This is a genomic window from Pseudomonas sp. Je.1.5.c (assembly GCF_051129895.1).
Classification (GTDB): domain Bacteria; phylum Pseudomonadota; class Gammaproteobacteria; order Pseudomonadales; family Pseudomonadaceae; genus Aquipseudomonas; species Aquipseudomonas urmiensis.
Genome location: NZ_JBCPSP010000014.1, coordinates 63,327 through 76,001, shown reverse-complemented (window position 1 = coordinate 76,001; position 12,675 = coordinate 63,327). Strand labels below are relative to the sequence as shown.

The following is a 12,675-nucleotide window of genomic DNA, read 5'->3' as shown; positions in this document are numbered from 1 at the left end:
GGGTTCGAGCACAGTTTATGCACAATCGGCCAAATTGCAGGAAGGGCACAAATAAGATTCACAATGTTAATGGCAGCACTTGGCGTATTTGCCACCTCCTGCTTACCTGCTAACGTCGGCTGAACGCCTAATTGCCATCAGGCAATCAGGTCAGGGACGGTCCAGGCAAAGAGGAACAACAATAAATGCAAGCCGATTTCTGGAATGACAAGCGCCCGGCGGGCGTGCCTTCCACCATTGATATCCATGCTTACCGCTCCGTCGTCGAAGTGTTCGAGCGCTCCTGCAAGCGTTTCGCCGACCGCCCGGCGTTCAGCAACCTGGGCGTGACCCTCAGCTACGCTGAGCTTGAGCGCCATTCGGCGGCCTTCGCCGCCTGGCTGCAGCACAACACCGATCTGGCCCCTGGGGATCGCATCGCGGTGCAGATGCCCAACGTGTTGCAGTACCCCATCGCCGTGTTCGGCGCCTTGCGCGCCGGGCTGATCGTGGTCAATACCAACCCGCTGTACACCGAGCGTGAGATGCGCCACCAGTTCAAGGATTCCGGCGCCCGTGCCCTGGTCTACCTGAACATGTTCGGCAAGCGCGTACAGGAGGTGCTACCCGATACCGGCATCGAGTACCTGATCGAAGCGAAAATGGGCGACCTGCTGCCCACGGCCAAGGGCTGGCTGATCAATACCGTGGTGGACAAGGTCAAGAAGATGGTGCCGGCCTTCAACCTGCCGCAGGCAGTGCCGTTCAAGCAGGTGCTGCGCCAGGGCAGGGAGCTGACCCACAAACCAGTGCCGCTGACCCTCGACGACATCGCCGTGCTGCAGTACACCGGTGGCACCACGGGCTTGGCCAAGGGCGCGATGCTGACCCACGCCAACCTGGTCGCCAACATGCTCCAGGTGCTCGCTTGCTTCTCCCAGCACGGGCCGGACGGGCAGAAGCTGATCAAGGAGGGCCAGGAGGTAATGATCGCACCGCTGCCGCTGTACCACATCTATGCGTTCACGGCGAACTGCATGTGCATGATGGTCACTGGCAATCACAACGTGCTGATCACCAACCCGCGGGATATTCCGGGCTTCATCAAGGAACTGGGCAAGTGGCGTTTCTCGGCTCTGCTCGGTCTGAATACCTTGTTCGTCGCACTGATGGATCACCCAGGCTTCAAGTCGCTGGATTTCTCTGCGCTGAAGGTCACCAACTCCGGTGGCACGGCGCTGGTCAAGGCCACCGCCGAGCGCTGGGAGAGCCTCACCGGCTGTCGCATCGTCGAAGGCTATGGCCTGACCGAAACCTCGCCGGTGGCCAGCACCAACCCCTATGGCCAGTTGGCCCGGCTGGGCACGGTAGGCATTCCGGTGGCAGGCACCGCCTTCAAGGTGATCGACGATGACGGCAACGAGTTGCCGCTGGGTGAGCGTGGCGAGCTGTGCATCAAGGGCCCGCAGGTGATGAAGGGCTACTGGCAGCAGCCCGAGGCGACCGCCCAGGCGCTGGATGCCGAGGGCTGGTTCAAGACCGGGGATATCGCGGTGATCGACCCCGATGGCTTTACCCGCATCGTCGACCGTAAGAAAGACATGATCATCGTCTCCGGCTTCAACGTGTATCCCAACGAGATCGAGGACGTGATCATGGGCCATCCACAGGTGGCCAACTGTGCGGCAATCGGCGTGCCCGACGAGCGCTCGGGCGAGGCGGTGAAGTTGTTCGTGGTACCGCGTGAGGGCGGGCTCAGCGTCGAGGAGCTCAAGGCCTACTGCAAGGCCAACTTCACTGGCTACAAGGTGCCCAAGCACATTGTCCTGCGCGATTCGCTGCCGATGACCCCGGTAGGCAAGATCCTACGCCGGGAGTTGCGCGACATCGCTTGATCACCTGCTGTCCTTCGCCATCGCGGGGCAAGCTGGCTCTCACGTATAAAACAGACGTGGCAGCGAGCTTGCCCCGCGATGGCGTTCAAACCCCTCTAAAATGCGCAATACAGCCCGATTTGCGACATTTTGGTTAAATACTCTAAAAATGACTCATATAATTCATTGAGTCATTTTCGTGACCGTCAGGCCTGTTTTGGCCTCTAGGCGACCCCTGGTAAAGCTGTTACTCTCGGCCCGCTTTCAGAGGATACGGTTTGCAATGAACCGTCATCTCATATCAATAATAAACGCATAAACGCGTGATGAATTCGCTGTTGCTGAAGGAGTGGGCTTCCATGATCGAAAATTTTTGGAAGGATAAGTACCCAGCCGGGATTACGGCGGAAATCAATCCTGACGAATTCCCCAATATCCAAGCGGTACTCAAGCAGTCCTGCCAACGCTTTGCCGACAAACCGGCCTTTAGCAACCTGGGCAAAACCATCACCTATGGCGAGCTGTATGCCTTGTCAGGAGCTTTTGCTGCCTGGCTGCAACAGCACACCGACCTCAAGCCAGGTGATCGGATTGCCGTACAGCTGCCTAATGTCCTGCAATACCCTGTAGCCGTATTCGGCGCCATGCGCGCTGGGCTGATCGTGGTCAACACCAACCCGCTGTACACCGCGCGGGAGATGGAGCACCAGTTCAACGACTCCGGCGCCAAGGCCTTGGTGTGCCTGGCCAACATGGCCCACCTGGCTGAAAAGGTCGTGCCCAAGACCCAGGTCAAGCATGTCATCGTCACCGAAGTGGCCGACCTGCTGCCGCCGATCAAGCGCCTGCTGATCAACAGCGTCATCAAGTACGTGAAGAAGATGGTTCCGGCGTACCACCTGCCAGGCGCCGTGCGCTTCAACGATGCCTTGGCCAAAGGCCATGGCCAGCCGGTTACCGAGGCCAATCCGCAGCCCAACGATGTTGCCGTGCTGCAGTATACCGGTGGGACCACCGGTGTGGCCAAGGGCGCCATGCTCACCCACCGCAACCTGGTGGCCAACATGCTGCAGTGCCGGGCACTGATGGGTGCCAACCTGCATGAAGGGTGCGAGATCCTCATCACCCCGTTGCCGCTGTACCACATCTATGCGTTCACCTTCCATTGCATGGCCATGATGCTGATCGGTAACCACAACGTGCTGATCAGCAACCCGCGCGATTTGCCGGCCATGGTCAAGGAACTGGGCAAGTGGAAGTTCAGCGGTTTCGTTGGCCTCAATACCCTGTTCGTGGCCCTGTGCAACAACGAAGCCTTCCGTGCTTTGGATTTCTCGGCGCTGAAGATCACCCTGTCTGGTGGCATGGCCTTGCAACTGAGCGTGGCCGAGCGCTGGAAGACCGTCACCGGCTGCGCCATCTGTGAAGGCTACGGCATGACCGAGACCAGCCCGGTAGCAGCGGTCAACCCGGCCGAGGCCAACCAGGTCGGGACCATCGGCATTCCGGTGCCCTCGACCCTGTGCAAGGTCATCGATGACAACGGCCAGGAGCTTGGCCTGGGTGAAGTCGGCGAGCTGTGCGTGAAGGGCCCGCAGGTGATGAAGGGCTACTGGCAGCGCGAAGACGCTACCGCCGAGATCCTCGACGCCGACGGCTGGCTGAAGACCGGCGACATTGCCCTGATCCAGCTCGATGGCTACATGCGCATCGTCGATCGCAAGAAAGACATGATCCTGGTCTCGGGCTTCAACGTGTACCCCAACGAGCTCGAAGACGTCCTGGCCGGTTTGCCGGGCGTGCTGCAGTGCGCTGCGATTGGCGTGCCGGACGAGAAGTCGGGCGAGCTGATCAAGGTGTTCATCGTGGTCAAGCCAGGCATGACCCTGACCAAGGAGCAGGTGATGGAGCACATGCGCGCCAACGTCACGGGCTACAAGGTGCCGCGCTACATCGAGTTCCGCGATGCGTTGCCGACCACTAACGTCGGCAAGATCCTGCGCCGTGAGTTGCGTGACGAAGAGCTGAAGAAGCAGGGCTTGAAGAAGATCGCCTGAGGTCCAGACGACTTCGAACAGGCTGCATGGGAGCGGGGCAAGCCCGCTCCCATGAGGGCTCTAGCGTAGTTTTTCCAGCATCTGGTAGTACCACATCCCCGCCGCCAACAGCGGATTGCCCAACAGATCCCCCATCGGCACCTTGATGTGCTTGCACGCCGCAAAGGTGTCGAACTTCTCCAGCGTCCCCGTCAGTGCCTCGGCCATGATCTCGCCCATGATGTGACTGGTGGCGATGCCGTGCCCGGAATAGCCCTGGCAGTACCAGACATTCTGCGAAAGCTTGCCCAACTGCGGAATGCGGTTGACCACGATGCCCATCGCACAGCTCCACTGGAACTCGATCGGCACGCCCTTGAGCGCGGGGAAGGTGCGCTCGATGCACGGTCGCAGCTCGCCGGCGATATCCCGCGAATCCTTGCCTGAATAATTGGCGCCACCGCCGAACAGCAAGCGCTTGTCGGCTGTCAGGCGGTAGTAGTCGAGGACGAAGCGGCAGTCGTACACCGCCAGGTCCTCGGGGTTGATCTGCGCGGCCAGTTCCCCCAGGGGTGCGGTGGTGACGATGCCGCCCATGGCCGGGAAGATCTTGCCCTTGAGCTGGCGCTTTTCCAGCTTGTGGTAGACATCGCCGGCCAGCATCACCTGGCGGGCCTCGATCCGGCCCTGGGCAGTGACCACCGCCGGGCGCGGGCCGTGGATGATCTCCAGCACTTCGGAGTTTTCAAAGATCAGCGCGCCCAGGCTGTGGGCGGCGCGGGCCTCGCCCAGGCACAGGTTGAGCGGATGCAGGTGCAGGTTGCGGCGGTTCTTCAGGCCGCCCAGGTACAGCGGGCTTTGCAGCTGGCGAGCCACCGCTTGGCGATCAAGCAACTCGACTTGATCGCCCATGCCACGACGCTGCGCCTCGGCCTCAAAGCTGCGCAGCTCGTCCATGTGCGAAGGCTTCATCGCCGCATGCAGATGGCCGCGCTTCAAGTCGCAATCGATGCCATAACGCTGCACTCGCTGCTCGATGATCTGGTGGCCGCGCCAGCGCAGCTGCCAGATGAAGTCGTCGACTTCGGCGCCGAGCCGATCGCGCATTTGCGTGCGCATCGCTTCATCGCCCGACAGGCTGCCGGTGACCTGGCCGCCGTTGCGCCCGCTGGCGCCCCAACCAATGCGGTGGGTTTCGACGATCGCCACCTTAAGGCCGCGCTCGGCCAACTCCACGGCGGTGGCGACGCCGGTGAAGCCACCGCCGATGATCGCCACGTCGACCTGATGGGTGCCCTGCAGGGTCGGGTATTGGGTCGAATCGTTGAGGGTGGCGCTGTAGTAGGACGGCGCGCGCTGGGCCGCGCCGTTGTTCAGTGCTGCGTTCATGGTGGTTCCTTGACAGAAAGAGGGTAGGGCTCAGGCCTGGTGCAGGTACCAGCGCCAGTCCTGCTCGCCGACTTCGGCCATGAACTGGCGATACTCGGCACGCTTGACCTTCAGGTACACACCGAGGAAGGCCTCGCCCAGCGCTTCTTTGGCCCAGCTCGACTGCTCCAGGGCATCGAGCACGGTCAGCCAGTCAGTGGGCAGGTGCTCGGTAGCCTGGGCATAGCCGTTGCCTTGCACGGGCGCGCCGGGGTCGAGCTGTTGGCGGATGCCTTGGTGGCTGGCGGCGAGGATCGCGGCGGCGGCCAGGTAGGGGTTGGCATCGGCGCCGCAGATGCGGTGCTCGACATGCCGGCTGTTGGCCGGGCCGCCCGGCACGCGCAGGCTGACGGTGCGGTTGTCGACGCCCCAGGTCGGCGCCAGCGGCGCATAGCTGTTGGCCTGGAAGCGCCGGAACGAGTTGGCGTTGGGGCAGAACAGCAACAGCGATTCGTGCAGGTGGCACAGCATGCCAGCGACTGCCTGGCGCAGCAGCGGGGTGCCTGCCGGATCGCTGCTGGCGAACAGATTGTTGCCCTGCTCATCGGCCAGGCTCAGGTGCATGTGCATGCCGGTGCCGGCCAGATCCGAAAACGGTTTGGCCATGAAGCAGGCCTGCATGCCGTGGGCATGGGCGATGCCCTTGACCAGGCGTTTGTAGCGCACCGCCTGATCCATCGCCGCCAAGGCGTCGCCATGCTCCAGGGTGATCTCCACCTGGCCGGGGGCGTATTCGGAAATCGCCGTGCGCGCCGGGATGCCCTGGGCTTTGCAAGCCGCGTACAGGTCGGCGAGGAACGGCTCGATCTGCTCCAGTTCGCGCAGGCCATAGACCTGGGTGGCGCGTGGCCGGCCGCCGTCGTTGTCCAGCGCTGGCTGCGGGCGGCCGTGGGCATCGCGCTGCTGGTCGAGCAGGTAGAACTCAAGCTCACAGGCCATCACCGGATGCAAGCCATCAGCCTTGAGCGCCTCGATGGTGCGCAGCAGTACGTGGCGTGGATCGGCAACGCTGGCGGGTAGGCCTTCGCTGGGGTGCATGCTGACTTGCACAGCAGCGGTAGGCACACGCCGCCACGGCAGACGGACCAGGCTACCGTCGAGCGGGTAGGCGCGGCAGTCGATATCGCCGACGTCCCAGACCAGCCCGGAGTTCTCGACATCATCGCCATTGAGGGTCAGGCCGAGGATGGTACTGGGCAATGGCCGGCCACTTTCGTATACCGCCAACAGCTCATCGCGGTGCAGCAGCTTGCCGCGTGGCACGCCGTTGGCGTCGAGGATGAACAGCTCGATCAGGTCGATATCAGGGTTGTCGGCCAAAAAGCGTTCGGCCTGCTCGATAGGAGCAAAGTGCATGATGGATTCGCTCGCGCACAGGACCTGCGCACAACAGGCGCCAGGTCATACTGGGTCAGCCGGCCGGTGGGCCGGAATGGGTCAGTCAAGCGTGAGTAAAGCATCCGGTGGGCGCGCGTGACGGCAGTGCCACAAGGCCCAGAAGGCGAGGATGATGTGCACCAGCGGATTTTCGCCAGCGCAGGCCCGGACCTTCGGCAAGGAAGGGCGTGACGGCGGCTGGGCGATGCTGGGGAGGAGGATCATGGCTCGATACTCCCATGGGCTGTAAGGTTGATTAAATCAGTGAATGGCTACCTTCAGTTCGCGCTTGGCTAAACAAATGCAGCCACCTTGTAGGATGTTGGCGTGGCAGCGGGCTTGCCCCGCGATAGCGGGTAAAGGGCTATCGCGGGGCAAGCCCGCTCCCACGCGAACCTCCATAAAGCGCTACGTTATGCGACAATCGCAGCCCTTCGAATGCCGATCATGCACAAGCAGGCTCACCTGCATCATTAAAAAGCCCCATGACAGACCACGCCATCGACCAGCTGCTGAACAACCTCGACCACGCCATGATCGCCGACCGCCATCGTCTGCGTCGGCAATTGCATGAGCTGCGCAAGCGCCCTGACGAGGCCAAGCTGGCGCAGTGGGTGGACAAGGTCCAGGCCTCGTTCGCCCAGGTCACTGCGCGCCAGCAAAGCGTGCCGAGTATCCGCTACGACGATAATCTGCCGATCGCCGCCAAACGCGACGAGATCAAGAAGGCCTTGAGTGAACACCAGGTCCTGGTGATCGCCGGCGAAACCGGTTCGGGCAAGACCACTCAGTTGCCCAAGATCTGCCTGGAACTGGGCCGTGGCAGCCACGGCCAGATCGCTCACACCCAGCCCCGGCGGATCGCCGCACGCAGCGTTGCCGCGCGGGTCGCGGAAGAACTCGGCACGCCGCTGGGTGCGCTGGTCGGCTACCAGGTGCGGTTCGAGGATCAGAGCGATTCCAACACCCTGGTCAAGCTGATGACCGATGGCATCCTGCTCGCCGAAACCCAGCATGATCGGTTTCTTGAGCGCTACGACACGATCATCGTCGACGAGGCCCACGAGCGCAGTCTGAACATCGACTTCTTGCTCGGTTATCTGAAGACCTTGCTGCATCGCCGGCCCGAGCTGAAGCTGATCATCACTTCAGCGACCATCGATCTGGAGCGCTTCTCCAAGCATTTCGATAACGCGCCGATCATTGAAGTCTCGGGCCGCACCTACCCGGTAGAAACCTGGTATCGGCCGCTGACCAGCGAGCAGGACGAGGAAGGCAACCAGGTTGAAGACGACCTGACAGTTGATCAGGCGATCCTGGCTACCCTCGATGAAATCGCCGCGCACGAACGCAGTGTCGGCAAGGGGCCGGGTGATGTGCTGGTGTTCCTGCCCGGCGAGCGTGAGATTCGCGACGCTGCCGAGATCTTGCGCAAGGCCCAGCTACGTCACACCGAGATCTTGCCACTGTACGCCCGGCTGTCGCCGGCAGAGCAGCAGAAGATCTTCCAGTCGCACCCAGGCCGGCGCGTGGTGCTCGCCACCAACGTGGCCGAGACTTCCCTGACGGTGCCCGGCATCCGCTATGTGATCGACAGTGGCACCGCGCGGATCAGCCGTTACAGCTATCGCGCCAAGGTTCAGCGCCTGCCTATCGAGGCGGTCTCGCAAGCCAGTGCCAACCAGCGTAAGGGACGCTGTGGGCGGGTCGAGCCGGGCATCTGTGTGCGCCTGTACAGCGAAGACGACTTCAACGGCCGGCCGGCGTTCACCGATCCGGAGATCCTGCGCACCAACCTGGCGGCGGTGATCTTGCAGATGCTCCACCTGCGCCTGGGTGCGATTGATGCCTTCCCCTTCATCGAACCGCCTGATGGCAAGGCCATCAGCGACGGTTTCAACCTGCTGCAGGAGCTGTCGGCGGTCAATCGCGAGAACCAGCTGACCCCGCTCGGCCGGCAACTGGCGCGTTTGCCTATCGATCCGCGGCTGGGCCGCATGCTGCTCGAAGGCGCCCGCTTGGGCAGTCTGCAGGAAGTATTGATCGTCACCAGCGCGCTGTCGGTGCAGGATCCACGCGAGCGTCCGCCGGAGCGTCAGCAGGCAGCGGATCAAGCCCACGCGCAGTGGAAAGACGTCGATTCGGACTTTGCCGCGCTGGTCAATCTGTGGCGCGGTTTCGAAGAGCAGCGTCAGGCGCTGACCGCCAACCCGCTGCGAAACTGGTGCCGGAAGAACTTCCTCAATTACCTGCGCCTGCGCGAATGGCGCGATGCCCATCGCCAGTTGTCGCTGATCTGTCGCGACCTGCAACTGACCGTTAATAAAGAACCCATTGACTATCAGCGCATGCACAAGGCCATTCTCAGTGGCCTGCTCAGCCAGATCGGCCACAAGACCGAAGAGGGTGACTACCAGGGCGCGCGCCAGCGCCGCTTCTGGATCCACCCCTCGTCCGGCATCGGCCGCAAGCGCCCGCAATGGGTGATGGCCGCCGAACTGGTCGAAACCACCAAGCTGTATGCGCGCATGGTGGCCAAGATCGAGCCAGACTGGATCGAGCCGCTGGCGGGGCACCTGATCAAGAAAAACCACTTCGAGCCGCACTGGGAGAAAAAGCGCGGGCAAGTGGTGGCCTATGAACAGATCACCCTGTATGGCTTGATCCTGGTCGGCCGGCGCCCGGTGCACTACGGGCCGATCGATCCGGTGGTATCACGCGAGCTGTTTATCCGCGAGGGTTTGGTTGGCGGTGAGATTCAGTCGCGGGCCAAGTGCCTGGCGGCTAACAAACGCCTGCTCGCACAGCTCGACGAGCTCGAGGCCAAGGCGCGCCGACGCGACATTCTCGCCGATGAGGAAACTCTCTACGCCTTCTATGAAGCGCGCCTGCCTGCCGAGATTCACCAGACGGCGACGTTCGACGCCTGGTATCGCATGACCAGCCAGAAAGACGCCCATCTGCTGATCATGCGCGAAGAGGATGTGCTGGCCCGCGAGGCCAGTGAAGTGACCGCCGCGCAATACCCTGACAGCCTCAAGGTGGGCGAGCTGAGCCTGCCGCTGAGCTACCATTTCGAGCCGAACCATCCGCGCGATGGCGTCACTGTGCGGGTGCCGGCGCCGTTGCTGCCGAGCCTGCCGGGTGAGCGCCTGGAATGGTTGGTGCCAGGCTTGCTCGAGGCCAAGTGCATTGCCCTGGTACGCAACCTGCCCAAGGCCTTGCGCAAGAACTTCGTGCCGGTGCCGGACTTCGTCAAGGCCGCCCTGGCGCGGATGACCTTTGGCCAGGGCGGTTTGCCCCAGGCGCTGGGTCAGGAGCTGCTGCGCATGACCGGCGCGCGGGTCACCGATGAGGCTTGGGCGCAAGCGGCTGAGCTGGTCGAGAGCCACCTGCGGATGAACATCGAAGTGGTCGACGGCCAGGGTAAGTTCCTTGGCGAAGGGCGCGATCTGGCCGAGCTGACTTCCCGATTTGTCGCAGCAAGCCAAGCTGCACTGGCCATGCCGCGTACGGAAAAGTCCGAGCAGCCGGTGCAGGCCAAGGCCTTCGCCGACGTCGCTGAAACCGCCCAGCAAAAGATCGCCGGGCTGTCGATGACGGTCTACCCGGCGCTGGTCGAAGAGAACGGCAGCGTACGTGAAGGACGTTTCTCGACCCACGCCGAGGCCCAGTTCCAGCATCGCCGCGCATTGCAACGTTTGCTTTTGCAACAGCTGGCAGAGCCGGCCAAGTTCCTGCGGGGCAAGTTGCCCGGGCTGACCGAGCTGGGGCTGCTGTACCGCGACATGGGCCGGGTCGAGGCGTTGGTCGAGGACATCCTGCTGGCCAGTCTCGACAGCTGCATCCTGGAAGGTGAAGTGCAGCTGCCGCGCGATGGGGCGGGCCTTGCTTCGTTGGCCGAGCGCAAGCGCGGCAGTTGGGCTGAGCACGCCGAGCGCTTGGCCAGGCTGACGCTTGAGGTGCTCAAGCTGTGGCATGGTTTGCAGAAGCGCTTCAAAGGCAAGATCGACTTGAACCAGGCGGTTGCCTTGAACGACATCAAGCTGCAGTTGGCCAACCTGGTCTACCCCGGTTTTGTGCGCGATACGCCTGGGGTGTGGTTCAAGGAATTGCCCCGCTACCTCAAAGCCATCGAATTGCGCCTGGAGAAACTCGGCTCGCAAGTGCAGAAGGACCGCGTCTGGAGTGGCGAATTGGCCACTCTCTGGACCCAGTACAAGACACGCGCCGACAAGCATGCCCAGGAGGGCAAGCGCGACGAGCAGTTGCTCATGTACCGTTGGTTGCTGGAGGAATATCGGGTATCGCTGTTCGCCCAGCAGCTGGGCACCAAGGTGCCGGTTTCCGACAAACGCTTGAGCAAACAGTGGAGCCTGGTAGAGGGCTAAACCGCTGCAAATGTGGCAAACTTGCTGGAGTTTTGCGGCCGCTTTGCGGTCATTCGCGAGCTAGACTGGCTCCCACGAGAACTCTGGGAGCAGGTTTACCCGCGAACGAGGGCATAGCCCTCGCTGGTTCTCCCGTTTCAGCGGGAAGTTGCAATTGTAAATTGGCACCAAGGTGCCATTATCTTGCCCCTTATTTCGGCCAGCGCCGCGCGGCGATGGCCTCTGACCAGAGGAACGACCGTGCATAACGTCGTAATCAGCGGCACCGGCCTGTATACCCCGGCCCAGAGCATTTCCAACGAAGAACTGGTGGAGTCGTTCAATACCTGGGTCACGCAGTACAACCAGGACAACGCGGCGGCCATCGCGCGTGGCGAAGTCCAAGCCCTGGCCGAATCCAACGCCGCCTTCATCGAGAAGGCGTCGGGGATCAAGAGCCGCTTCGTGTTGGACAAGGCCGGCATTCTCGATCCGCAGCGCATGAAGCCACGGTTGCCGGAGCGCTCCAATGACGAGCCCTCGATCCTCTGTGAGATGGCCGTGACCGCCGCCCGCCAGGCCCTTGAGCGTGCAGGTCGCACTGCCGCCGATGTCGATGCAGTGATCGTCGCTTGCTCCAACCTGCAGCGCCCGTATCCGGCTATCGCCATCGAAGTGCAGCAGGCGTTGGGCATCAACGGTTTTGGCTTCGACATGAACGTTGCCTGCTCGTCGGCCACCTTCGGCATCCAGACCGCCGCCAACAGCATTCAGCTGGGCCAGGCCCGTGCGGTGCTGGTGGTCAACCCTGAGGTGTGTACCGCTCACCTGAACTTCCGTGATCGTGACAGCCACTTCATCTTTGGCGATGCCGCTACCGCCGTGCTGCTCGAGCGTGCTGACCTGGCGACTTCGGCGCATCAGTTCGAGATCGTCAGCAGCAAGTTGCTGACTCAGTTCTCCAACAACATCCGCAACAACTTCGGCTTCCTTAACCGTGCGGCGGAGGAGGGTGAGGGGGCAGCGGACAAACTGTTCGTTCAGGAAGGGCGCAAGGTGTTCCGTGAGGTGTGTCCGATGGTGGCTGAGCTGATCGGCCAGCACTTGCAAGAGAATGGTCTGCAGCCGAGCGATGTGAAGCGTTTCTGGTTGCATCAGGCCAACTTGAGCATGAATCACTTGATCGTCAAGAAGCTGGTTGGGCGGGATGTGGCTGAGGAAGATGCGCCGGTGATTCTGGATCGGTATGCCAATACCAGTTCGGCGGGGTCGGTGATTGCCCTGCACCTGTATCAGGATGATTTGCCTGTGGGGGCGGTGGGGGTGCTGAGTTCGTTTGGCGCTGGGTATTCGATTGGTAGTGTGATTTTGCGTAAGCGGTGATTTTTGGGGTTTGGGTTTTTTCTGGTTGCGGGGGTGGCGTTGAGTCACCTTTGCGGCCATTTTGTGGGGGTTAGCGCTGGTTTTGAGTTGAGTTCTTGGAATGTGAGCTTATCCGTTTTTTGGGGCGCTGCTACTGGCCCCTTCCGCCCTTACGGCGGGTCACTTTTTGGCAGACGCCCGGTGTGCCGGCCCAGCCAAAAGTAACCAAAAAGGTCTGCGCTCCACCAT

The 12,675-nt window shown here is 62.1% G+C and carries 6 protein-coding genes; 4 read left to right on the top strand and 2 right to left on the bottom strand.

Features of this window, described 5'->3' with window-relative positions:
• The first annotated feature begins 185 nt into the window (after nucleotides 1-185).
• Nucleotides 186-1,874, top strand: coding sequence for a long-chain-fatty-acid--CoA ligase FadD2 (gene fadD2, locus AAZU54_RS12965; protein WP_405129660.1), 1,689 nt, complete (start codon nucleotides 186-188; stop codon nucleotides 1,872-1,874).
• Between the two features lie 338 nt (nucleotides 1,875-2,212).
• Nucleotides 2,213-3,910, top strand: coding sequence for a long-chain-fatty-acid--CoA ligase FadD1 (gene fadD1, locus AAZU54_RS12960; protein ID WP_186557723.1), 1,698 nt, complete (start codon nucleotides 2,213-2,215; stop codon nucleotides 3,908-3,910).
• A gap of 60 nt (nucleotides 3,911-3,970) precedes the next feature.
• Here the strand turns inward: fadD1 and AAZU54_RS12955 are convergent, their stop codons facing one another.
• Together AAZU54_RS12955 and AAZU54_RS12950 are read right to left on the bottom strand one after the other, a co-directional pair.
• Nucleotides 3,971-5,278: an NAD(P)/FAD-dependent oxidoreductase gene (locus AAZU54_RS12955; protein WP_434727243.1), complete on the bottom strand. Its 1,308-nt coding sequence runs from the start codon at nucleotides 5,276-5,278 to the stop codon at nucleotides 3,971-3,973.
• Nucleotides 5,279-5,308: 30 nt separating this feature from the next.
• Complete coding sequence (locus AAZU54_RS12950) at nucleotides 5,309-6,673, bottom strand: glutamine synthetase family protein (RefSeq protein WP_186557725.1); 1,365 nt, start codon at nucleotides 6,671-6,673, stop codon at nucleotides 5,309-5,311.
• A 506-nt stretch (nucleotides 6,674-7,179) separates the two neighbouring features.
• Here AAZU54_RS12950 and hrpA point away from each other — a divergent pair.
• Both hrpA and AAZU54_RS12940 read left to right on the top strand, forming a co-directional pair.
• Nucleotides 7,180-11,085, top strand: a complete 3,906-nt coding sequence (gene hrpA, locus AAZU54_RS12945; protein WP_434727242.1) for an ATP-dependent RNA helicase HrpA — start codon at nucleotides 7,180-7,182, stop codon at nucleotides 11,083-11,085.
• A gap of 240 nt (nucleotides 11,086-11,325) precedes the next feature.
• Complete coding sequence (locus AAZU54_RS12940) at nucleotides 11,326-12,447, top strand: beta-ketoacyl-ACP synthase III (protein WP_264237078.1); 1,122 nt, start codon at nucleotides 11,326-11,328, stop codon at nucleotides 12,445-12,447.
• Nucleotides 12,448-12,675 lie beyond the last annotated feature (228 nt).